This window comes from Treponema porcinum (genome assembly GCF_900167145.1).
Lineage (GTDB): Bacteria > Spirochaetota > Spirochaetia > Treponematales > Treponemataceae > Treponema_D > Treponema_D porcinum.
On the sequence record NZ_FUWG01000002.1, the window covers coordinates 253,007 to 277,779 of the forward strand.

Annotated in this window: 12 protein-coding genes and 1 pseudogene; 11 read left to right on the top strand and 2 right to left on the bottom strand. The window is 44.7% G+C overall.

Going from position 1 to position 24,773, the window contains the following annotated elements:
• Positions 1–112: 112 nt before the first annotated feature.
• On the bottom strand, positions 113–2,086 hold the full coding sequence (gene htpG, locus B5D55_RS01120; protein ID WP_078932135.1) for a molecular chaperone HtpG: 1,974 nt from the start codon (positions 2,084–2,086) through the stop codon (positions 113–115).
• A 249-nt stretch (positions 2,087–2,335) separates the two neighbouring features.
• Here htpG and asnB point away from each other — a divergent pair, with 249 nt between their 5' ends.
• From asnB to purF, 11 genes and pseudogenes are all read left to right on the top strand, one after another.
• The gene (gene asnB / locus B5D55_RS01125) at positions 2,336–3,931 is read left to right on the top strand and encodes an asparagine synthase B (RefSeq protein WP_078932136.1); all 1,596 of its coding nucleotides are present in this window, start codon (positions 2,336–2,338) and stop codon (positions 3,929–3,931) included.
• 15 nt (positions 3,932–3,946) lie between these two features.
• A complete protein-coding gene (locus B5D55_RS01130) occupies positions 3,947–4,600 on the top strand; it encodes a YkgJ family cysteine cluster protein (RefSeq protein ID WP_078932137.1) in 654 nt (217 codons plus the stop codon).
• Between the two features lie 217 nt (positions 4,601–4,817).
• Positions 4,818–9,335, top strand: coding sequence for a glutamate synthase large subunit (gene gltB / locus B5D55_RS01135; protein ID WP_078932138.1), 4,518 nt, complete (start codon positions 4,818–4,820; stop codon positions 9,333–9,335).
• A 142-nt stretch (positions 9,336–9,477) separates the two neighbouring features.
• Positions 9,478–12,594: an InlB B-repeat-containing protein gene (locus tag B5D55_RS01140; RefSeq protein ID WP_078932139.1), complete on the top strand. Its 3,117-nt coding sequence runs from the start codon at positions 9,478–9,480 to the stop codon at positions 12,592–12,594.
• Positions 12,595–12,790: 196 nt separating this feature from the next.
• Complete coding sequence (locus B5D55_RS01145; RefSeq protein WP_078932140.1) at positions 12,791–14,257, top strand: chorismate-binding protein; 1,467 nt, start codon at positions 12,791–12,793, stop codon at positions 14,255–14,257.
• Between the two features lie 24 nt (positions 14,258–14,281).
• Complete coding sequence (locus tag B5D55_RS01150; protein WP_078932141.1) at positions 14,282–15,880, top strand: bifunctional anthranilate synthase component II/anthranilate phosphoribosyltransferase; 1,599 nt, start codon at positions 14,282–14,284, stop codon at positions 15,878–15,880.
• A 142-nt stretch (positions 15,881–16,022) separates the two neighbouring features.
• A pseudogene (trpF, locus tag B5D55_RS01155) lies at positions 16,023–17,458 on the top strand (phosphoribosylanthranilate isomerase).
• Between the two features lie 113 nt (positions 17,459–17,571).
• Positions 17,572–18,837: a tryptophan synthase subunit beta gene (gene trpB, locus B5D55_RS01160; protein ID WP_078932142.1), complete on the top strand. Its 1,266-nt coding sequence runs from the start codon at positions 17,572–17,574 to the stop codon at positions 18,835–18,837.
• A gap of 26 nt (positions 18,838–18,863) precedes the next feature.
• Positions 18,864–19,616: a tryptophan synthase subunit alpha gene (gene trpA / locus B5D55_RS01165; protein ID WP_200805262.1), complete on the top strand. Its 753-nt coding sequence runs from the start codon at positions 18,864–18,866 to the stop codon at positions 19,614–19,616.
• Positions 19,617–19,792: 176 nt separating this feature from the next.
• Complete coding sequence (locus B5D55_RS01170; RefSeq protein WP_078932266.1) at positions 19,793–21,277, top strand: glutamate synthase subunit beta; 1,485 nt, start codon at positions 19,793–19,795, stop codon at positions 21,275–21,277.
• A 32-nt stretch (positions 21,278–21,309) separates the two neighbouring features.
• Complete coding sequence (purF, locus tag B5D55_RS01175) at positions 21,310–22,695, top strand: amidophosphoribosyltransferase (RefSeq protein WP_078932143.1); 1,386 nt, start codon at positions 21,310–21,312, stop codon at positions 22,693–22,695.
• 203 nt (positions 22,696–22,898) lie between these two features.
• On the opposite strand, the gene aroF is transcribed toward purF, so the two are convergent.
• Complete coding sequence (gene aroF / locus B5D55_RS01180; RefSeq protein WP_078932144.1) at positions 22,899–24,692, bottom strand: 3-deoxy-7-phosphoheptulonate synthase; 1,794 nt, start codon at positions 24,690–24,692, stop codon at positions 22,899–22,901.
• Positions 24,693–24,773 lie beyond the last annotated feature (81 nt).

Genomic DNA, 24,773 nt, shown 5'->3' on the forward strand with positions numbered 1-24,773 from the left:
TATCACAAAAAAAACGATTTCGGTATTTTTTATGATAAACGCGCCGTGTGAACGGAAAATGCAAAAAAAAGACCCCGGAAAATTACCGGGGTTAATTAAAGCGTAAAAAAATTTACTTGCTAAGAAGATTGTTAAGACTCTTAACGAATTCAGCCGGTTCCTTTATTTCTACGCCGGCAATCAGAAGTGCCTGATCAAGCAGAACGTTTGAAACGTCCTTGATAAGCGCTTCGTCGTCTGACTCGCGGATTTTGGTAACAAGCGGATGGTCTGCATTTATTTCAAGAATAGGTTTTATGCCGGACATTCCTTCCTGTCCCATTGCACGCATCATACGTTCCATCTGGAATGACGGATCGTTTTCATCTACAACGATGCAGGACGGGCTTTCTTCACCTAACCGCTTAGAAAGTTTTACCTCTTTTACCTCATCACCAAGCGCCTTTTTAATCTTGTCGGTAACCGGCTTGAATTCTTCTTCCTTCTTTTTAGCCTCTTCCTTGTCAACGCCAAGTTCTTCGTCGCTTCCGGCGCGGTTTACTGCTTTCAGTTCAAAGTCCTTGTATTTTCCGTAGCCAGGAATGACAATATCGTCGATGTCGTCTGCCATAATGAGTACTTCAAAACCTTTTGACGTGTACGCCTTTAAAAGAGGATTTTCGCGAAGGTTTTTTTCGTCCGAACCGGTAATGTAGTAGATTGCCTTCTGGTCAGGTTTCATGCGCTGTACGTAGTCTGCAAAACTTGTCCAGTTGTCATCGCCTGTTCCGCTAGCGTCTGTTGACTTAAAGCGTACGATTTCTGCAATTTCATCGCGGTTTGCATAGTCTGAATACAAACCTTCTTTCATCGGGCGGTTGAATGCAGAAACAAATTTATTCCATTTTTCAATGGCTTTTTTCTCGTCGTCCGTCGGTTTTTCAGCCTTGCGAGCTTTGTCCGCAGCTTCGCCCATTTTCTTGAATTCTCCAAGAAGTTTCTTTACGGACTGACTTTTTATTGTTTCAAGAATGCGGTTTTGCTGCAGGATTTCGCGGCTTACGTTAAGCGGCAAATCTTCCGAGTCAATAACGCCGCGCACAAAGCGAAGGTATGCCGGAAGCAGTTCGCGGTCGTCGTCCGTGATGAAAACGCGCTTTACGTAAAGCTTTACGCCGCTTTTGTAGTCTGCTTGATACATATCGAACGGCGCGCGCTGCGGAATGAAGAACAGCGTTGTGTATTCCTGCGTTCCTTCTGCGTGGGTGTGTACGTAATGAAGCGGCTCTTCGCCGTCGTGACCGATTGTTTTGTAGAATTCGTTGTAGTCTTCCGGCTTAAGCTCGCTTTTTGGGCGTTTCCAAAGGGCAGAAGCGCTGTTTACCTGGTCTACTTTATTTTCCGTAGAAGTTATGTTTCCCTTGTCGTCATATTTATTCTGCTCGTAGTGAAGGTAAATCGGGAACGCGATGTGGTCGGAATAGCGCTTGATAAGTTCTTCAATTTTCCAGCGCGATGCATATTCCTTGCTTTCGTCGTTCAGCTGCATTACGATTGCAGAACCGCTTGCGTCCGCACCGTCAAGACCGTATTTTTTTGCGGTGTCGCTGTCTGCGGTAATTTCGTCAAGGTCGTAGGAATTAGTACCGTCGCTTGACCAATGCCAGATTTTTCCGTCACCGGCAGCTTTTTTTGTATAGACATCAATCTTTTTTGCCGCCATAAACGCAGAATAAAATCCTACGCCGAACTGCCCGATTAAAGAGGAATCTTTTGCCGCATCGCTTGAAAGTTTCTGAAGGAACGCTTTTGTTCCAGAACGTGCAATCGTTCCCAGATTGTTCTGCAAGTCCTCGTCAGTCATACCTATTCCGGTGTCCTGAACAGTAAGAACGCCTGCTTTTTCATCAAAAGAAATGTCGATTTTTGGTGTAAACGTAATGTTCTTGAAGGAATCGTCTGAAACAGTAAGGTATTTCAGTTTGTCCAAAGCGTCAGAAGCATTTGAAACAATCTCCCTTAAAAAAATATCCTTGTTTGAATACAAAGAATGAATAAGTAACTGTAAAAGCTGGTTTACTTCTGTTTGAAATTCATGTTTCGCCATTTATCTAACCTCGTAACTACAAATATACCAACATAAATGAACAATCGGCAATGATTTTTGAATTTGTTTTTATAAAAACTGTCGTTTTGTCCAGATTTATCTATGCGCTTGACATTTCGTAACCGAGTCATTACTTTATTGTAATACGGCAAAGACGTCGCAGAAAAGCAGACAGGAATTCTGTCTGTTTTTCTACGGCGTCTTTTTTTATTTAACGACAATTCTGACTAGGAAAATTGAGGTGCGCTTATGTGTTCTATTATGGGTTATTTTGGTGAAGTTATTTCGATGAAGGATTTTCATGAGGGATTTGCAAAAACAGTATCCCGCGGTCCTGATTCCAGCCGGATTATAGAACTGAATGGCGGCGTGCTGGGCTTCCACCGGCTTGCGATTATGGGTCTTCAGCCAGAAGGAATGCAGCCGTTTTCCTTTGAAGGAAAATATGTTGTCTGCAACGGAGAAATTTACGGATTTCGTACTATAAAGGAAGAACTGATACAGAAAGGCTATTCGTTTAAAAGCGAATCTGACTGTGAAATCTTGCTGCCGCTTTTTAAGGAATACGGCGTTGAAATGTTCCGCCGCCTTGATGCGGAATATGCGCTTATCATTTACGATGAAAACGAAAAATCAGTGATTGCGGCGCGTGACCCTATAGGAATTCGTCCGCTGTATTACGGCTATGACTCAAACGGTCAGATTGCATTTGCAAGCGAACCGAAAAATCTTGTGGGATTTGTAGAAGAAGTCCTGCCGTTCCCGCCGGGCTACTACTACAAGGACGGACTTTTTACCTGTTACCGCGATATGACCGAAGTAAAAAGCGTATGCAGGGACGACCTTGAAACAGTCTGCAAAAACATTCACGACAAACTTGTGCGCGGCATAGAAAAACGCCTTGACGCTGACGCTCCGCTCGGTTTCCTTCTTTCCGGCGGACTTGATTCTTCACTTGTCTGCGCAGTTTCTGCAAAAATCCTTAAAAAGCCGATTGAAACATTTGCCATAGGAATGAAAACAGATGCAATTGACTTGAAGTATGCAAAACAGGTTGCAGAATTTATCCATTCAAACCACCACGAAATTATCATTACAAAAGAGGACGTACTTTCTTCTCTTGAGGACGTTATCCGCGCGCTTGGTACGTTCGACATTACTACAATCCGCGCAAGTATGGGAATGTACCTTATCTGTAAGGCAATCCACGAGCAGACGGACATCCGCGTTCTTCTTACAGGCGAAATAAGCGACGAACTTTTCGGCTATAAATACACTGATTTTGCGCCGAACGCCGCCGAATTCCAAAAAGAAGCGGCAAAAAGGATTCGCGAACTTCATATGTATGATGTTCTTCGCGCGGACAGATGTATTTCCGTTAATTCGCTTGAAGCGCGCGTTCCGTTCGGTGATCTTGATTTTGTAGAATACGTAATGAGCATTGATCCGGAAATGAAGCTGAATAAGTATAACAAGGGAAAATATCTTCTTCGCCATGCATTTGAGAAAGCGGAGGATGGAAGCCAGTATCTTCCGTATGACATTCTTATGCGTGAAAAGGCTGCGTTCAGTGATGCAGTAGGTCATTCATTGGTGGATGATTTGAAGGAATATGCAGAAAACACTTATACTGACGAAGAATTTGAAACGCTGCGCAAAAAATACACTCATGCACAGCCGTTTACTAAAGAATCGCTTTTGTACCGCGAGATTTTTGAAAAATATTATCCGGGACAGAGTCAGATGATTACAGACTTTTGGATGCCTAACAAATCATGGGAAGGCTGCAATGTAAATGATCCGTCTGCGCGTGTTCTTAGTAATTACGGTGATTCTGGAAAATAATTTTTTTCTGAAAAAATGTCTTGCGGTATTGATGAAATCCTGCTCCGGCTTAAAGGTACGCGGGAATACGAAATTTTATCAGGAATAAAAGAAATTTATTACAGTCTGGAAAAATGCCAGAATGAATGGTATGCAAGGACGGAATTTACATGTCCTGCCGGTTGCGGAAAATGCTGCCACAACTTTGAACCTGATTTATCTGAAGCAGAAGCCCTCTATCTTGCTGCCTGGCTTTTGCAGAATCAGACAGATAAAGCATATTCTATTGCAGACGGCACGTTTACGTATTCTCCGGAAAGAACATGTATTCTGTTCGATAATGAGAATTCATATCATTGTACATGTTATAACGGAAGGGCGTTTATCTGCCGGCTTTTTGGAGGAAGTTGCGTAAAAGACAAAAATGGTTTTCCGTGCTGGCGTCCATGTAAATTTTACCCGGACAGCCGTCTTGCTTCGCATAAGCCTCCGATTTTTCACCGGGAATATGATATGGAAGAAACAATGCAGCTTTTTGGAACGCTTCCGCCTGTAATGAGTGACGTAACGGCGCAGGCACTTGGATTTACGCCTGAAAACGAAAAAACAGAACCGCTTCGAAAAATTCTTCCGGAAAAAATACGCCTTTTAGTAACAATCCTGTCATTTTTGGAAAGTACTCCTGCTTAAATCGGACGGTTTGACATATATTTTGCAGTTTTTCATGCAAATTTCAGAAGATTTGTCCGCCCACTAGTAAAAGAAATAAAAAAATGATAGTATAAGACCATACGGCAAAGAGGTCGTAGACAGAATTCTATAGGTATTATTATGGAATTTTATCTACGGTCTCTTTTTTTTTGCTGAAATTTGTTTTCAAAACAAAAAATTTCTGTTGGAGGATGTAATGAATACTCTTTATGACCCGTCTTTTGAGCACGATGCCTGCGGTATAGGTGCTGTTGTAAATATAGACGGAACTGCAAGCCGCAAAATAGTGGACAATGCGCTTTCCATTGTTGAAAAGCTGGAACACCGGGCAGGAAAAGACGCTACAGGAGAAACAGGTGATGGCGTAGGTATTCTTGTTCAGATTTCACATACTTTTTTTAAGAAAGCTGCAGCAGAATCCGGCATAAAGCTTGGTGACGAACGCGATTACGGCGTAGGAATGTTCTTTTTTCCGCAGGATAAGTACATCCGTTCTCAGGCAATGAAAATGCTTGAAGTTCTTGCAAAAAAAGAGGGAATGAAATTTCTTGGCTGGCGTACAGTTCCTGTAAATCAGGATGTTCTTGGTCAGCGTGCAAAAGACTGTATGCCGTGCATTATGCAGTGCTTTATCGAACGCCCGGCAAAAGTTGAAAAAGGACTTGCGTTTGACCGAAAACTTTACATTCTGCGCCGCCAGTTTGAACATTCGCACCTGAATACATATATTGCTTCCCTTTCTTCGCGTACGATTGTGTACAAGGGAATGTTCCTTGTAAAACAGTTGCGCACGTTCTACAAAGATTTGCAGTCGGAAGATTACGTTTCTGCGATGGCGCTTGTCCATTCGCGGTTCAGTACGAATACAAATCCAAGCTGGCAGCGTGCCCACCCTAACCGCTTTATTGCTCATAACGGTGAAATAAATACAATACGCGGAAATGCGGACAGAATGCTTGCACGCGAAGAAACGCTGCGTTCTCCTGTATTCAGCGCAGAAGAAGTGCGCGAAATTCTTCCTGCCGTAGATATGACAGGTTCTGATTCTGCAATGCTTGACAACACGCTTGAATTCCTTGTAATGAACGGAATGCCGCTTCCGCTTGCCGTTATGGTATGTATTCCGGAGCCGTGGAAAAATGACGAAATGATGTCTTCTGAAAAGAAGGATTTTTACCATTACTGGGCAACTATGATGGAACCGTGGGACGGTCCTGCAGCAATCCTTTTCAGTGACGGCGATGTTCTTGGTGCAACGCTTGACAGAAACGGTCTGCGCCCTTCTCGTTATTACATAACAAAAGACAATATGCTCATCCTTTCTTCAGAAGTAGGCGTTCTTGATATTCCTGAAGAAAACATTGTAAAGAAATCACGCCTTCAGCCAGGAAGAATTCTTCTTGTAGACACAGTACAGAAACGTCTTATTTCTGACGAAGAATGCAAGAAGCAGTTTACAAGCCTTTATCCGTATGGTGAATGGCTTGATATGAACCTTCTTAAACTTAAGGATTTGTCAATTCCGAACAAGAAAATTCCTGTATATACGCAGGAAGAGCGCGACATTATGTACCGTGCATTCGGCTGGAACTACGAAGACGTAAACGAAATGATTTTGCCGATGGCAAAAACAGGCGTTGAACCTACGGCTAGTATGGGTGTTGATACGCCTCTTGCCGTAATGAGCGACAAGCACCCTGCCCTTTTCAATTACTTCAAGCAGCTTTTTGCACAGGTTACAAATCCGCCGATTGATTCACTTCGTGAAAAAATCGTTACCGACACCACCGTGTACGTCGGTTCTGACGGAAATATGCTTGAGCCGAAAAGTTCTAACTGCACCGTCCTTGAGATAAACAATCCGATTTTGACCGGCGTTGATATGCTCAAGCTTAAGAACCTGAACCGTCCGGGTCTTAAAACAGCCGTAGTATCTCTTTTGTATTACAAAAATACGTCGCTAAAAGAAGCACTTGATAATCTTTTCATAACGATTGACCACGAATATCACAATGGTTCAAACATCATCATTTTAAGCGACCGCGGAGTTGACGAAAACCACGTTGCAATTCCGTCACTGCTTGCAGTAAGCGGCGTAGAACAATATCTGGTACGCACGAAAAAGCGTACGGCAATTTCAATTATCCTTGAGTCTGCGGAAGTACGCAACGTTCATCAGGCGGCAATGATTTTGGGCTACGGTGCGCGTGCGGTAAATCCGTATCTTGCGCACGAGTGCATAGCTGAACTTATCGACCAGAAACTTCTGGACAAAGACTACCACACGGCGATTGACGACTACAACAAGGGAATTATAAACGGCATCGTAAAAATTGCCGCAAAAATGGGTATTTCTACAATTCAGTCCTACCAGTCTGCGCAGATTTTTGAGGCAGTGGGAATAAGCAAGGAAGTCATCGACCAGTACTTTACGAACACAGTAAGCCGCGTAGGCGGAATAGGACTTAAGGAAATTGAGGACGACGTAAACTTCCATCACAACAAGGCGTTTGATCCGCTTGGTCTTACGGTAAACACGCATCTTGACAGTGTTGGAAACCATAAACTGCGCCGCGGTCCTACGTGCGAAGATCACCTGTATTCGCCGGAAACAATAATTGCGCTTCAGGAATCTACGAGAAACGGCGATTACAGCCGCTTTAAGGAATATACCGCTCTTGTTGACGACAACGCCCATCCGCACACGCTGCGGGCAATGCTCAAATTCGACTTTGACGCTGCGCAGGAAATTCCGCTTGATGAGGTAGAAAGCGTTGACGAAATTGTAAAGCGCTTTAAGACAGGCGCAATGAGTTACGGTTCAATCAGTCAGGAAGCACACGAATGTATGGCGCTTGCGATGAACCATCTGCACGGAAAATCAAATTCCGGTGAGGGCGGAGAACGTCCGGAGCGCCTTGGAACAGACAGGAATTCTGCAATCAAGCAGGTTGCTTCCGGACGGTTCGGCGTAACGGAAGAATATCTTTTGAGCGCAAAGGAAATCCAGATAAAAATGGCGCAGGGAGCAAAGCCGGGCGAAGGCGGACATCTTCCTGGCAAAAAAGTCTATCCGTGGATTGCACAGACACGCTATGCAACACCTGGCGTTTCGCTCATTTCACCGCCGCCGCACCACGACATCTATTCTATAGAAGATTTGGCGCAGCTTATATACGACTTGAAAAACGCAAACCGCGCCGCACGCATTTCCGTAAAACTTGTTTCTGAAGCAGGCGTCGGAACGATTGCTGCCGGTGTTGCAAAAGCCGGCGCGCAGGTTATCCTTATTTCCGGACACGACGGCGGAACGGGAGCTGCGCCTTTAAGTTCAATCCACCACGCAGGCTTGCCGTGGGAACTTGGACTTGCAGAAACACACCAGACGCTCATTCAGAACGGACTTAGAAGCCGCGTTGTCATTGAAACTGACGGCAAGCTTATGAGCGGACGCGACGTTGCAATCGCGGCGCTTTTAGGTGCGGAAGAATTCGGCTTTGCAACTGCGCCGCTTATCACGATGGGCTGTGCAATGATGCGCGTATGTAACCTTGACACTTGTCCGTTCGGCGTAGCAACGCAGAATTCAGAACTGCGCAAGCGTTTCACCGGAAAGCCGGAATACGTTGAAAACTTTATGAAATTCATCGCACAGGAACTGCGCGAATATATGGCAAAACTCGGCTTCAGGACGCTTGACGAAATGTGCGGACATACCGAGCTTTTAAAGATAAAGGAAAAATGCTCGTTCCCTCGTGCAAACCTTGTAGATATGAGCAGGATAATAGGCTGGAAAGCACCGGACGGAGCAAAATCGCACTTTGACCCGGCGGACATATACGACTTCCAGCTTGAAAAGACAGTCGATGAAAAAGAACTTCTGAAAGCGTTTGAAAAAGCAAAGAAAGCTAAAAAAGGCACGTTCAGCATTTCAATTTCTTCTACGGACAGAACCGTGGGAACAATACTCGGTTCAGAAATCCAGAAGAATTTTGGCGGAACGCTGAAAGACGATTCGTTTGTAGTAAACTGTACTGGCGGCGGCGGACAGAGCTTCGGCGCGTTTATTCCAAAGGGAATGACGCTGAGACTTGAAGGCGATGCAAACGACTATCTTGGAAAAGGTCTGAGCGGCGGAAAAATCGTTGTTTATCCTTCTAAAAACGCCACGTACAAGGCAGAAGAAAACATCATCATCGGAAACGTTGCCCTTTACGGCGCAACAAGCGGCGAAGCGTACATAAACGGACTTGCCGGCGAGCGTTTCTGCGTTCGTAATTCCGGTGCAGTTGCCGTTGCAGAAGGATGCGGCGACCACGGACTTGAATATATGACAGGCGGAACGGCAGTCATTCTTGGTCCTACAGGACGAAATCTTGCGGCCGGAATGAGCGGCGGAATTGCCTACGTTCTTGATGAAAACCATGACCTGTACCTTCGCCTGAACAAACAGCTTGTTTCTATGGGCGAAGTTACCGACAAGCACGACATAGACACGCTCCGTGATTTGATTGAACGCCATACAAAAGAAACCGGCTCTAAGCTGGGAAAAAAGATTCTTGCAGATTTTGATACGTACATCACAAGCTTCAAGAAGATTATTCCGAACGACTACCAGCGGATGATGACGGAAATAGCGAAGGGTGAGGCACGAGGTCTAAACCATGAAGAATCGGTTATGGAAGCATTCAAGGTTGTTACGGCAGGAAAATAGCATTTCTGGGTAATAAAAGGCTGTCCTTAGGGACAGCTTTTTTTTGTAAATTTTTATTATATTTGCAATATTTGTCTTGCACATTTGTGGGGGGGGGGCGTATAATAAAACGGTTTAAAAACTTTTTTTTACGGAGTTTGTTATGAAAAAGCATTTTCTATTTTTGTCCGCCCTGGCATTGTTCCTGTCGTCCTGTGAAATTTTCAGTTCGCTCTCTGAAAAGACAGGTGCCATTTCCATAAAAATGCCGGAGGGTTCTGAACGGATTGCAGAAACGTATGACGTAAATGAAATTACGTCCTTTACCGCAGAACTTTATGATTCAGGCAGTTCCCCTGTTGCGAAGGTAAGTTCCGCGCCGGGAAAATCCATAACTTTTGAAAGCCTTACACCCGGCTCTTATGCGATTGTCATAAAGGCATTTAAGTCAACAGAATGTGCCGCCTATGCAGAAAAATCTGGCATTGTTGTAGAAGCCGGCGCTACGACGTATGAAACAGTCACGCTTTTTAAAAACATTATAAAAAACATAGAATCTGTAGAAATTGCTAAAGAATCTCTTGATAAAATCACAAAAAATTATACAGTCGGACAGACATTTGCTCTTCCTGATAACGTTTCCATAATTGCTCATTTTATACACGGATATGAAAAAGAACTTGAACCAGATGACTACGAAATATATATCTGCAATGCAGAACAGTTTGCAGAAAGTTCTTTGGTAAAAGATTTGACGCTTTATGCAAAAGCGCGCTTTGCCGTAATCGGAATATGCACGGAATCCGGGTATAAATATTCTGAGCCGGTTTCCCTTGTAATGAATGCAGAAGAACCTGTAGTAACCTGGACAATTCCTGCGGTAAAAGACAATGCAATTTCTTTTGAACTTTCTGCAATAGCAAGCGGAGAAATTTCTTATATATGGGAAAAAGCAAAAACTGCTGATATGGCGGGAAAAACAGACTGTACTTCTGAAATTGAAATTGCATCAGACGGAACGGTTGCATTGCCTTTGAAAGATGAGTCCGGCAACTATATTTATTATTTGTGTACTGTTACGAATAAAAATATTGTCGTGAACGGAGCAACAACAGCTTCAAGGCAGACAGATGTATTCGGCGGTCAGATTGTAAGTTTTGACGCACGATATACCGGAGAATATGAAGTTTCAGGACAGCTTGATAATATTACGGCTTTTGAAATTACAGAAACGTATGCAGACGGTTATGTTTTAAACATTCAGTCTCTTCCTGTAAATTATAAATTAGCTTATGCAGAAAATCTTTCAAATCCAGAACAGCTGGTTGGAAATATTCCTCTTGTAATTACAAATCTTGCTGCTTTTGACGCAGACGGTAAGAATTTAACGTATGAAGTGACAGTTCCGTTTAAATATTCTTTTGATGAAGATGATTTGGCTTTTGAAATTACGGCAGACGGCGGCAAACAGGAAAATGAAACAATAACGATTGCACAATATTCGGGAATAATAACACTTTCTGCATCTAACAGTTTGCCGGCGTATATGCTGTATGACGGCGAAAATAATGCTTCAACTGCGATTGAAAATACCGTGTCTTATGCGTGGTACAACAGTTCTTCAGAAACAATAGACAGCAAGATTGGAAATCTTGAAAATGATGCGACTTATTATTGCGAGCAGACAATAACAAGTTCTGAGCCTGAATGGTATGTTTCGTCTGAGCCTGTTAAAAAATCAATTGAAATAAAAACAGAGCCGTGGATTATTGAAGTAAGAAAAAGCGAAGATGATGGAACTGTAGAAGGCAGTTTGGACGCAGGAGAGTATACTCTTTCTTGCACAAACAGCTGTGCAAGTGAAAATGAGACAATTGTTTATTCTATAAATCCAGAAGGTATTGTAACGCTGGATGAAAACAATGGATTTACTGTTAATCAGCAGTCAAACGAAGTTACCATTAAGATTTCTCTCTCTATTGACGGTAAAGTTGTAGCAACAAAAGAATATACAATACCGAAACAGGGAACGTATATTGTTACGTTTGAAACAAACGGTGGAAGTGCCGTTGCTTCTCAGACGATTGTAGACAACGGCACTGCTACAACACCTACAGCACCGACAAAGGAAGGATATACATTCGGCGGTTGGTACACAGATGAAAATTGTACGGCTGCGTATAATTTTTCAACCAGTGTGACAGCGGACATTATTTTGTACGCAAAGTGGACGGTAGAGGTAATTACTGACTGGGATACTCTTTCTGAAAAATTAAGCAGTGCGACAACTGATGTCGGTGATATTTATGTATCAGGAGATTTTGAAATAGCTTCTACAATAAGTTTTTCAGGAAAAGCAAATATTATTTCAACAGGCACTCGCGTTACATTTAGAAGAAAAAAAGGCTATGCAAGTAATTTTTTCTCTCTATATTCAGCTAGTCTGACATTTAAAGGTTCGGAATCAGCTCCTATAGTATTTGACGGAACTTCTGAAACAGAAACTCAACCGTCGAACTTAATTACAAATGGGGGTACGACAACTTTTGAATATTGTTCATTTCAGAATAACTCTTCATCGAGTCACGCTTCAGTTTACTTAGTGGATGATTATACTTCTTCTGACACAACATTTAGATTTTGTAGTTTTACAGGAAATAAAGGCCCTAAAGGTGGAGCTGTTTATGTAGGAAAAACAGCATACAATGTTTGTTTTGAAAATTGTAGATTTGAAAATAATACGTCAAGTAGTGATGGAGGTGCTGTTTACATAGCAGCTTCTGCAACAGCAACTTTTAGTGATTGTATTTTTGGAAATGCTGAATATGAAAACTTGGGAAATTCTTGTACAGGTTCAATTGGAGGTGGAGGAGCTGTTTATGCTACTGGTGCATCAATAACCCTTTCTAATTGTGAATTCTATTATAATAAAGCAACGGGTGACAGTGGAAATGGAGGAGCAATTGGAGCAGATTCTTCTTCTACAGTCACGATTACGGAGGGTTGTATATTCAAGAATAATGAAACAGCCTTAGTAGATAGTTCATCAACTCATGGCGGAGCATTATATATAAATAAGAGTTCTTTAGTATTACCAAATTCGGGTAACATTTTTGAAAATAATAGAGAAGGCAATAAAACAGTGTACATTCTTTCGGACATTTATATTGTTTCGTCGGGAACGTTGGGAACTGTAAATGGAACTGTTTATGATTCTGGTTCTTATACAGTTGGAGAAGATGAAAATGGAATTCTCAAACTCACTTCCACTTCTCAGTAAGATGCAGGAAATGTTTTTCCATTTTGCTGATTTTGTTACGCTAGTCCGGATATTTAACCGTACGGAAGATTACAAGATTTTCTAAGATATTATTTTTCTTGTTTCTATTGACAGTAATCTAATGTTGGTGTATGTTTCTATAAAAAGAAACGTTACTATTCATAGTAATAAATGCTTTCATTTGAGGACTGTAATTATGGTAAAAAGAACAGACGGTATATATCTTACGCTTCCTAGCGACCGCTACACGCCGTTTTCACTTGCGCGGAAAATTGGTGCAAAGGCAATTTTGGAAAGTGCGCGCTTCAATATGGGAAAAGAACGTTATTCCATTCTTATGGCGGAAGAAGCGTTTCACATTCTGCAGGACGATGAAGGAATTGCGTTCATCATTGACGGACGGCGCGTTCCGTTTACGGCGCAGACTGATGCAGAAAACGGCGCAGAAGCAGAAAAAATTGCGCCGGGAAGTACTGTTCTTCACAAGCCGGACATTCTTGACGCGCTTTTGTATGTTGCCGGTGAAAACGAACTTCCAGTAAAAAACATTCCTGTTCCTGCAAGCGGCGTAGGCTACCTTAGCTACGAATTCTGCGCCCGGTGCGACACAATCAACCTTGCCCCACAGAAAGATGAACTTAAAATTCCTGAAAGCGAATTCGTTGCTGGTCATATCTACATTGTATTCGATCATTTTACCGAAACCCTGCATATTTTTGCGCTTAACTATATGGAACACCAGATTGACCTTCAGAAAGCAGTTGATACGCTTAAAAACAGGCTTAGTGACCTTGACTTCAGCTATCTTGCGCCGCCGGAAGAACCGCGTCCGTGCCGGACTATTACTGATTTGGCTCAGTCAGAGCGCGAATACAAGGAAAAAGTCGTTGAACTTAAAAAACATATTGTTGCCGGCGACATTTTTCAGGCAGTTCCTAGCCGCCGTCTTCAGCTTGAATGTGAATCCGGCGCGCTTGAAATTTACCGCCGCCTGCGTTCGCTTAATCCATCTCCGTATCTTGTATACATCGATTTTGGCGACAGGCAGCTTTTGGGAAGTTCCCCGGAAAGTCTTGTGCGCGTGCGTGAAGGCATTGCGTCAATTCGCCCGATTGCAGGAACACGCCGCCGCGGAAAAACTGCTTCCGAAGACGAAGCTCTTAAGGCAGATTTGCTCGGTGACCACAAGGAAATCAGTGAGCATTTAATGCTTGTTGACCTTGCCCGTAACGATTTGGGACGTGTCTGCCAGAGCGGAAGCGTTCAGGTTACGCGCTATATGGACTGCGAATATTTCAGTCATGTTATGCATCTTGTAAGCGACGTTCAGGGAAAGGTAAAGGACGGACTTAAGCAAATTCAGGTTCTCCGTTCGGCGTTCCCGGCAGGAACTGTAAGCGGTTCGCCTAAAATCAGCGCAATAGAAATTTTGAGCCGTCTGGAAAACGTAAAGAGGCGTTTTTATGCCGGTGCAATCGGTTATCTTCAGGCTTCCGGCGATCTGGATTTCTGCATAGGAATTCGCTGTGCATTAAAGCAGGACTCAACCTGGACGTTACAGGCCGGCGGCGGAATTGTGTACGACAGCAATCCTGACCGCGAGTGGGAAGAAACGAACGAAAAACTCGGCGCTCTCAGGGCAGTTATTGAAGGATCAAAATAAACAGTCAGAAAAAGGCAGGACGATATGATACTTGTTATAGATAATTACGATTCGTTTACATACAACATTGTGCAGGCTCTTCAGCGGCTTGGAAACGAGGAAGTGCAGACTATCCGTTCAAAGGAAATTACCGTTTCGGAAATTGAGGCGATGAATCCTTCTCACATTGTAATAGGTCCGGGACCGGGAACGCCGTCTGATGCTGGCGTAAGCGTTGAGGCAATTAAATATTTTGCCGGAAAGATTCCTATTCTTGGAATTTGTCTTGGTCATCAGGCAATCGGTCAGGCGTTCGGTGCGAAAATTGTTCAGGCAAAGCGCATCTGCCACGGCGTTGTTGAGGAAATGGAACTTGACGGACGCGGTCTTTTCCGCATTATAGGAAAACGTTCTTCGTTTACGCGCTATCATTCGCTTGTAATTGATGAGGCAACTATTTCTGAGGATTTTGAAGTTACTGCCCGTGCAAAAGACGGCGACATTATGGGCGTGCGACACAAGACCATGTTTATTGAGGGTGTACAGTTTCATCCGGAGTCGATTGCTTCACAACAGGGCGATGATATTTTCCGTGCATTTCTTAATTACCGGCGTGACAGTTTTGCTGCTGCAGCATACCTGAATCAGCTTATAGACAGAAAAGACTTGACTCAGGAACAGGCGGCGCTTTTTATGGAAAACCTTACGGACGGAATTCTTGACGAGCGCGTTACGGCTGCTGTTCTTACGGCAATTGCGGCAAAGGGACCTAGTGCTTCGGAACTTGCAGGCTGTGCGTCCGTTCTGTGCAGGAAAAAGACGCCGCTTAACGTTGATGGTGCAAAACTTGCAGAAATCGTAGGAACAGGCGGCGACGGCAAGGGAAGCTTCAACATTTCTTCCCTTGCAGCGATTATTGCGGCAAGTTGCGGTCAGCCTATGGCAAAGCACGGAAACCGCGCCGTTTCAAGCAAGTCCGGTGCGGCGGACTTTTACGAATGTATCGGAATTAAAATTGACAATCCGCCGGAAAAAACAGCGGAACTTATTAAAAAGACGGGCTTCGGCTTTTTGATGGCAACAATCTATCACAGCGCGATGCGTTTTGCCGCTCCTGTGCGAAAGGCGCTTGGAATTAAGACGATTATGAACGTTCTTGGTCCGCTTTCAAATCCTGCCGGTGCGGCATATCAGGTTCTTGGCGTGTACAGCAAAAATCTTCTTGTTCCTGTTGCGCGTGCGGCAAAATCGCTTGGTGCAAAGCGTGTTCTTGTAATTACGAGCGAGGACGGTTTTGACGAGATTTCTCCGTGCGTTCCGACTTATGCCTATCAGATTAATGAGGACGGAAAGGAATATTCCTATACTATAAATCCGGCAAAATACGGAATTACCGGAGTTGACGTTGACGAACTTGCCGGCGGAACTGGCAAGGAAAATGCAGAGCTTGGTCTTGAAGTTCTGAACGGACGCGGAAGAAAGGCGATTGTCGAGGCGGTCTGCCTTAATGCCGGTGCGGTTCTTTACATTTCTGGAAAGGCGCGTAACATTCAGGCAGGCTATGAGCTTGCAAAAAAATCTATTGCGGACGGAACGGCGTTAAGAAAACTGGAAGAAGTAAAGCGCGTTTCAAACAGCCTGTAAATAAGGAAAGAAAGTGCATATTCTTGATGAAATTGTAGAAAAACGAAAGGAAGATATAAAGAAATACGGCTATACGTTCGGCGTGGCAGTTCCGGAAAAACGCTTGCGCGGAATAACGCCGTTCCTTTTGAAAAAGGGTGCTGTGCTTGAGGTAAAGCGCGCCTCGCCGAGTAAAGGTGATATTGCACCTGGACTTGATGCGGCAAAAACAGCGGAAACGTATGCGGAGGCAGGAGCAGCTGCTATTTCCGTGCTTACGGAAAAGCGGTATTTTAAGGGTGACTTGAATGATTTGATGGCAGTGTGCCGTTCGGTGGATTTGTATGCTGTCCGCACAGGAAAAATAGCTCCTTGTGTTCTTAGAAAAGATTTTATTCTTTGCCCGGAAGAAATTGACGTTGCGTATAGATGTGGTGCGGACGTTGTCCTTCTGATTGCGCGCATTCTTGATGACGATATGCTTCTTGAAATGGTGAAAAAATGTCGGACGCTTGGTATATCTGCATTGCTTGAGCTTCGCCTTGACGATGATTTACGCAAACTTGCACTGATTGCGGAAAAAGCCGGTACTGATAATCTTGTATGCGGCGTTAATTCGCGCGATTTAAGCACGTTTGCCATCGACCTGCTTACGCCGGCAGGAATTCTTGATGAAATCCGGCACATTGCAGGAAAAAATGTGCGCGTCATTTTTGAAAGCGGTATTCGTACTCCGAAGGCCGCCGCCTTTGCAGGCAGTATGGGTTTTTCAGGAATGCTTTTAGGAGAGGCGGCGGCGCGTAATCCCGGAGAAGCAGCTGCTCTTACAGCCGCTTTTGTAAATGCCGCGACTTCGCAGAATGCGCAAAGATGGCTTTCGTTTGCAAAAGCCGTTCGTGCAAAAAAACATTTGTCTGGTGGTGAAAAAAAGCCGTTTGTAAAAATATGCGGACTTACAAGTGCTTCCGATGCGCTGAATGCTGCCGAATGCGGCGCTGATTTTTTGGGATTTATTTTTTGTGCAAAAAGTCCGCGTAACGTAAGTGCAGAAACTGTCCGAGAAATAAAAAAAGCGCTTTTGGAGCGCGCAGAACAATCAGGCGGAAAAGATGTTGGTTCTCTGCCTGTACTTGTTGCCGTAATTACGGAATGTAACAGTGCGGAAGGGCGCGCGGCGATTTCTCTTGCAGAAGAAGGAACTGTGGATATAATTCAGCTGCACGGAAAAACGGCTTCCAATGAATTTTTTGAGGAAGAGGCGTTTTCTTCCCTGCCGCATTATGTTGCGGTAAACGTCAGTACGGAAGATGACCTTGATAAAATTGACGAATTGCGGAAAATAGGAGAGCCGCGCATTCTTGTTGATGCACAGTTCGCCGGAAAAATTGGCGGTACGGGAATGCAGGTCCAGGGAAGTCTTTGTACGGCAGTCAGCAAAAAAAAAAACTGTGGCTTGCCGGCGGAATTTCTGCCGAAAATATCCGTCAGATTGTGCAGGACTATGAGCCGGAGCTTATAGACATAAACAGCGGCATTGAGTCTGCGCCTGGAAAAAAGGATGTGCAGAAGATGAAGGCTTTGTTCGGTCAGCTTCAGTAAACGGTGAGCGATGGACGGTGAATGCTGACTGGCGGACAATGAACGCTGAACGGTAATCAGAAAAAGATAAACGGTAAGTAAACAGTAAAAATAGAATTTTTGTGGGGAACAATATGAAATCAACAGACGGATTTTTTAATCAGTACGGCGGAAAATATGTTGCGGAAGTTCTGCGCCGTCCACTGGATGAACTTGCAGAGGCATTTCATTTTTATATGAACGACAAGGTGTTTCTGGAAGAACTGCGCATAATCCAGCGTGATTATATCGGGCGCGAAACGCCGCTTTATTTTGCTCCTACGGCAACAAAACTTCTTGGCGGCGCACAGATTTACATAAAACTTGAAGGTCTTGCGAATACAGGCGCACATAAAATCAACAATGCAATAGGTCAGTGCCTTCTTGCAAAGAAAATGGGAAAAACGCGCATTATCGCCGAAACCGGTGCAGGTCAGCACGGTCTTGCAACTGCTGCCGCCTGCGCTAAACTTGGTCTTGAATGTATTGTATATATGGGTGAAGTAGACGTGCGTCGCCAGCAGCCTAACGTTGCCGCAATGGAACTTTACGGTGCAAAAGTGTGTGCCGTTACAGCAGGAAGCCGCACGCTGAAAGATGCGGTAAATGAAGCAATGCGCGACTGGGCGGCTAATTTTGAAAATACGCATTACGTTTTGGGAAGTGCGCTCGGGCCTGCTCCGTTCCCGGACATTGTACGCGAATTCCAGTCTGTTATCGGAAACGAGGTAAAGCGGCAGTGCGAAGAGCGCAGCGTAAAAATCGGCGCAATGGTTGCCTGTGTGGGCGGAGGTTCCAATTCAATAGGATTTTTCAGTCCGTTTATAGACCAGAAAGAACCGCGCCTTATTGGTGCAGAAGCCGGCGGAATAGGTAACGGCGTGGGCGAAAATGCAAGCCGTATGACAGGAGATGCGGCGCGTGACGGAATTATGCAGGGTTACAAGAGCCGTTTTCTTCTTGATGATGACGGTCAGGCTCTTCCGACGCGCTCTATAAGCGCAGGTCTTGATTATTGCGGAATAGGACCGCAGCTTGCCGCGCTGGGAAAATCCGGCAGAATTGAATTTACCGCAATCCGCGATGAAGAGGCACTTGAAGCAGTTAAGTTCTTTGCGAAAAACGAGGGAATTCTTTTTGCGCTTGAAAGCGCACATGCTGGAGCTGCCGCAATGAAAATCGCGCGTGAAATTCCAAAAGACCAGGCTGTTGTAATCAATATGAGCGGACGCGGTGACAAGGACGTGTTCATCACAAGCCCGGTATTCCGCCCTGAAGAATGGAATCAGTTTCTTCATGCGGAAATTGAGCGTCTTGAAAGCAACAAGGACATTCACGATGCAAAAATTATGACAAAATAAAATATAGAATTTGAACGAGGTTTGCTATGCCTAAAATAAAACTGATGAGTCATCTTGTTGCCGGTTATCCTACTGATGACCTAGCTCTTACTGCGGCGCGTGCGCTTGTTGCCGGCGGTGCAGATATTCTGGAAATTCAGCTTCCGTTCAGTGACCCTAGCGCGGACGGTCCTGCAATTCAAAGCGCATGTACAGAAGTTCTTGCGCGCGGCTACCGTACGGCAGACGGTCTTGAATTCATAAAAACGCTTCACGCAGAATTTCCGTCCGTTCCGATTTACATTATGAGCTACGGTTCGCTTATTTATACTCCCGGGGTGGACGCATTCTGCAAAAAAGCCGCCGATGTCGGTGTAAAAGGAATGATTATTCCTGACTTGCCTTTTGACAATGACGAAGGGCTTACGAAAGCGTGCAGGGAAAACGGTATGGAAAATATACCTGTTGCTGCACCTAGTATGGCACCTGAACGGCTTGAAAAGCTTGCCGCAGCAGGATTTAAGTACATTTACGCGGCTTTGCGCGCCGGAATTACGGGAACAAACACTACGATTGACGAAAATACGCTTTCATTCCTTAAAAACGTGAGCGCCGGGGGAAGCAAAGTGTACGGCGGATTTGGCATTTCAAACGGAGAACAGTCTGCGGCACTAGCTTCAAGCGTAGAAGCTGTTGTTGCAGGAAGTGTTTTTGTCCGCCTTATAGCACAATACAAGGACGATGCACACCTGCTTTCCCAAAAAATCACCGAAAAAGCGCGGGAAATCACCTGTTCCTAGAAAAAAATGCGTCTTATGATGTAAAAATGGCTGCCGACTAGTCAAAGTCGGCGCAATCTGCTATTATAAGGGCAAATACGGCAAAGAGGTCGTAGATAAAATAGTCTATGGGATAACCATAATTATTTTGTCTGCGACCTCTTTTTTTTATCCTTTTTACATTCAGGAGTTTGATGATGGGAAAAAATGATGGATTTTTGTTATATGAGCGCAAAAATAACGGAGATATTCCGCCTTTAAAGAGGACAGAAAATTTCAAGGAATTCCATACATATCTTGATGACGAGGAGCGAAGAAAGCAGGCGGCGCGCTGTATGAACTGCGGCGTTCCGATGTGCCAGAGTGCAATAAAGCTTGCCGGAATGGTTACCGGCTGTCCTCTGCATAATTTTATTCCTGAATGGAATGACGCGCTGTACAAAGGTCAGTACGATATGGCGGCGTGGCGTCTTTTAAAGACTTCAAGTTTTCCTGAATTTACAGGACGTGTCTGCCCGGCTCTTTGCGAAAAGGCTTGTAACTGCGGAAACGGCGGCGATATAAAAGAAGCCGTTACAATTCACGATAACGAACTGTATATCATAGAAAAGGCATTTGAGTCCGGCTATATGAAGCCGCAAATTCCTAAAGTCCGCTCGGATAAAAAAATTGCGGTTATCGGTTCTGGGCCTGCTGGTCTTGCAGTTGCCGACCTTTTGAACCGTCGAGGTCACAACGTTACTGTATATGAGCGCGAGGACAGAATAGGCGGACTTCTGATGTACGGAATTCCGAATATGAAGCTCGACAAGAAAATAATTGACCGCCGCGTAAATCTTATGAAGGCGGAAGGCGTTACGTTCATTACGAATGCTGATGTCGGAAATACAGTAGCCGCAGATACGATTTTGAATGAATATGATGCAGTTGCCCTTTGCTGCGGCGCGAAAAAAGCCCGTCCGCTTAATGCGCCTGGCGCAGACGCTGAAGGCGTTATGTTTGCCGTAGATTTCCTTAAATCAGTTACGAAAAGCCTTGTTAATTCTAACCTGAAGGACGGGCAGTTCTTTAATCCTGAGGGAAAAAACGTAATTGTAGTTGGCGGCGGTGATACCGGTAACGACTGTACGGGAACGAGCATCCGTCTTGGTGCGGCAAGCGTAACTCAGCTTGAAATGATGCCGTGTCCGCCGGCAGAACGCCAGCCTGATAATCCGTGGCCGCAGTGGCCTAAAGTCCTTAAGACGGACTACGGTGCAGAAGAATCAATCGAAAAATTCGGTCACGATCCGCGCGTCTACAAAACGACGATAAAAGAAGTCTATCAGAACGAAGGAAAAGTCTGCGGAGTAAAGACAGTACAGGTTGAATTCCGAATGGTAGACGGAAAGCGTACGCTTTGTGAAATCGAAGGAAGCGAAAAGGATCTTCCGGCAGATTTAATTCTTATTGCAGCAGGATTTTTAGGCTGTGAGGATTATACGGCACAGGCGTTCGGCACGGAACTTTCCGCACGGAATACAGTTCAGACTGAAAATTGCAGCTATGCAACGGCGGTTGATAAAGTGTTTACTGCTGGAGATATGCATCGCGGTCAGTCGCTTGTTGTATGGGCGATTGCAGAAGGTCGCGAATGTGCCAGAGAAATAGACGAATATCTTATGGGCTATTCAAATATCTAAGTGATATGATGTGATACTATGGAGCGCATATAATGTCAGACGATAAATTGCACGACGAATGTGGTGTTGTCGGTGTTTTTCTGAACAATGCGAAGACTGATTCTGCTGCTACCCTTGCCTACTACGGTCTTTATTCATTGCAGCACCGTGGTCAGGAAAGTGCCGGAATTGCCGTAAGCAATGATGAAGTCATTAAAATTCAGAAAGCGATGGGACTTGTTTCCGACGTGTTCGTACCGCAGCATCTTGCGGAACTTAAAGGACATATTGCCGTAGGACACGTGCGCTATGCAACGGCAGGCGGACGGACGATAGAAAATGCCCAGCCGATGCTTAACAAATTCAAGCTTGGTTCTATTGCGCTTGCCCACAACGGACAGCTTGTAAACTACGAGCCGCTTCAGGAAATGCTTGAAGAAACAGGATCTACGTTTACTTCTACAAGCGATACGGAAATTATCCTTAAGCTGATTGCCCGGAACTACAAAAAAGGTCTTGAACAGGCGGTAACGAATGCAATTCAGGTTATAAAAGGTTCGTTTGCGCTTTGCGTAATGACGGAAAACTGTCTTATCGGTGCGCGCGATCCTTACGGAATTCGTCCGCTGTGTCTTGGTCAGCTTGAGGACGGATGGGTTCTGGCAAGCGAATCGTGTGCAATTGACGCGATGAACGGAACGTTTGTGCGCGACGTAAATCCCGGCGAGGTTGTTATTATTACTTCAGACGGGTTGAAATCTGTAAATCTTAACGAAAAAACTTCCAAGCAAACGTGTATTTTTGAGTACGTGTATTTTGCCCGTCCGGATTCGATTATTGATGGAATTCCGGTGCAGTATGCGCGTCTGAAAATGGGAGAAATGCTTGCGAAGGAAAATCCTGTTGAAGCGGATGTTGTGGTAGGCGTTCCTGACAGCGGAATAGGGGCGGCGCTGGGATATTCTGCCGTTTCTGGCGTTCCGTATGCGACGGGGATTGTAAAAAATAAATATATAGGACGAACGTTTATTGCGCCAACTCAGAAAGAGCGCGAAAATATGGTTTTTGTTAAACTGAATGCCATAAAAAGCGATTTGAACGGAAAGCGCGTTATTGTTATAGACGATTCTATTGTGCGCGGAACGACAAGCCGCCGTCTGGTGCAGATTTTGCGCCGTGCCGGTGCAAAAGAAGTTCATTTCAGGGTGTCTTCGCCTCCGGTAAAATTCCCGTGCTATCTTGGAATTGATACTCCTACAAAGGCAGAACTTATTTCGTCTGCACATGATGTTGAACAGATACGCAAGGAAATCGGCGCAGATTCCCTGTCATTCATTTCTCTTGAAGGTATGCTTGAAGCGCTCCGTTCCTGTCGTCCTGAGTCAAACGGTTACTGTAAAGGCTGTTTCTGCGGAGAATATCCGATAGCGCAAGTCTAATAACGCAACACTAGTTGTTCGTTCATTATATTTATGGATTGTAGTTGCGTTTGCTTGTTTTGCTTTGCGGTGAAAAAGCGGTGGCGGATTTTGTATGGGTGTAGGACGCTAGATAGTTTTTAATTTTACAATGGATTTTGGCTGTTTGGTTAGGCCGGATATTTTACTTGGCAAAATATCCGGCAATTTTTTTGGTGGACGGGTTAGTAAATTCCCAGAATGCGTACGTCGTCGGCCATTGTTTTTAGTTCTTCAACGGCTTTTTCTATGTATTCGCGTATTCCTTTTTCGGAATTTTCCAGTTCGGGAATCTGCTCACCTAGCGCGGAAATGTCTGCATCTGCGTAGAACCAGTAGCGCCACGGCTCTCCTTCTATTGGGCGCGATTCAAGCCTTGAAAGGTTCAGCTTGTATTTATCGATTATTCCCAGACAGTGATAAAGCGCGCCCGGCTGATTTTTTGTCTTGAAGATGATGCTTGCGGTTTTAGGGGTAACGTTCATCATCTTAAGCTTTGGTTTTGCGTTGTTTGCAGAAATTACTACAAACCGCGTGAAATTTCCCGGATTGTCTTCAATGTCCTCGCATAAAACGTCAAGTCCGTACAAAGACGCATTCACTATGCTTGCTATGGCGGCATTCTCGCTTGATTCCAGCTGTGACACCGTTTTTGCGGCGGTTGCAGTAGAAACTGCATCTACGTGTTTCCATTCCGGGTGGTTTTCAAGATATTTTTTGCACTGGCTCAATGCCTGCGGATGGGAATAAACGTTCTTTACGTCTTCCAGCCTGCCGCCTTTTACACCAAGCAGTGCGTGGCGGATGTTCAGCGTTACCGAACCGATGATAGAAACGTCCTCAAACCGTGAAAGATTGTCGTAATTTTCGTAGACAGAACCGGCAAGTGAATTTTCAATCGGAACCATTCCGAAATCTGCCTTTCCGTCAGTTACGCTCTGGAAAAGTTCGCTGAAAGAGGACGTCGGGAGTTCCGTAATGGCTTCTGAATCAAAATACCGTGCGATTGCCTGTTCGGCATAAGCTCCGCGGTTTCCGCTGTATGCACATAAAATCGAACCGGGTTTCTTTTCATTTTCTTTGTCTGTCTTTTCCTTTGAAAGCGCAAGCGGTTGAAGCCTTATATGTGCGATTGATTTTCCAAGAACAGGTGCAAGAGCTTCGATGTCGTGCATAAGCTTGTCAAACTGCTGCGGATACAATGCCTGCGGTCCGTCACTAAGCGCTTTTTCCGGGTGACAGTGGACTTCGACGATAATTCCGTCTGCACCGCCGGCAACGGAAGCAAGTCCCATCGGAGGAATTTTATCGCGAATTCCGACGGCGTGGCTTGGGTCTACAATAATAGGAAGGTGGGTGAGCCCCCGGAGTACCGGAATTGCACTTAAATCAAGGGTGTTACGCGTTGCTTTTTCAAAAGTGCGTATTCCGCGCTCGCACAGGATGACTTTTTCTGTTCCGCTTGCAAGCAGATATTCTGCCGCCATTAAAAAATCTTCGATTGTGGCAGAAAGTCCGCGCTTAAGGATGACAGGTTTTCCAAGCATACCGACTTTTTTCAGAAGTTCAAAATTCTGCATATTGCGTGCGCCAATCTGATACACATCGACGTATTTTTCCATAATCGGAATGAGCGAGGAGTCAACGATTTCCGTTACTACAGGCAGACCGTATTTATCTCCGGCTTCCTTAAGGTATTTCAGACCTTCTTCGCCTAATCCCTGGAACGAATACGGCGACGTACGCGGTTTATACGCTCCTCCGCGAAGCATAACTGCGCCGCTTGCTGCAACTGCTGCCGCAACTTCAAGCATCTGCTCTCTGCTTTCAACGGCGCACGGTCCTGCGATTGTTACGATGCGCGAACCGCCTACGCGGATTACCTGTCCACGGTTGTTCGGGATTTCAACGATAGTATTTTCTTTTTTATACTCTCGGCTTGCAAGTTTGTACGGTTTCTGTGATTCTGTGTTTTCCATAATAAAATGCTCCTTAAAAATTACGGGATAGTTTAATAAAGTCAGTAAAAAGTGCTATGTGCAGCGAAAGGAGCTTTTAAA

What these genes read in the sequence shown, in the direction of transcription:
- htpG (WP_078932135.1), bottom strand. Translation starts at nt 2,086, where the DNA reads ATGGCGAAACATGAATTTCAAACAGAAGTAAACCAGCTTTTACAGTTA.
- asnB (WP_078932136.1), top strand. Translation starts at nt 2,336, where the DNA reads ATGTGTTCTATTATGGGTTATTTTGGTGAAGTTATTTCGATGAAGGAT.
- B5D55_RS01130 (WP_078932137.1), top strand. Translation starts at nt 3,947, where the DNA reads ATGTCTTGCGGTATTGATGAAATCCTGCTCCGGCTTAAAGGTACGCGG.
- gltB (WP_078932138.1), top strand. Translation starts at nt 4,818, where the DNA reads ATGAATACTCTTTATGACCCGTCTTTTGAGCACGATGCCTGCGGTATA.
- B5D55_RS01140 (WP_078932139.1), top strand. Translation starts at nt 9,478, where the DNA reads ATGAAAAAGCATTTTCTATTTTTGTCCGCCCTGGCATTGTTCCTGTCG.
- B5D55_RS01145 (WP_078932140.1), top strand. Translation starts at nt 12,791, where the DNA reads ATGGTAAAAAGAACAGACGGTATATATCTTACGCTTCCTAGCGACCGC.
- B5D55_RS01150 (WP_078932141.1), top strand. Translation starts at nt 14,282, where the DNA reads ATGATACTTGTTATAGATAATTACGATTCGTTTACATACAACATTGTG.
- trpB (WP_078932142.1), top strand. Translation starts at nt 17,572, where the DNA reads ATGAAATCAACAGACGGATTTTTTAATCAGTACGGCGGAAAATATGTT.
- trpA (WP_200805262.1), top strand. Translation starts at nt 18,864, where the DNA reads ATGCCTAAAATAAAACTGATGAGTCATCTTGTTGCCGGTTATCCTACT.
- B5D55_RS01170 (WP_078932266.1), top strand. Translation starts at nt 19,793, where the DNA reads ATGGGAAAAAATGATGGATTTTTGTTATATGAGCGCAAAAATAACGGA.
- purF (WP_078932143.1), top strand. Translation starts at nt 21,310, where the DNA reads ATGTCAGACGATAAATTGCACGACGAATGTGGTGTTGTCGGTGTTTTT.
- aroF (WP_078932144.1), bottom strand. Translation starts at nt 24,692, where the DNA reads ATGGAAAACACAGAATCACAGAAACCGTACAAACTTGCAAGCCGAGAG.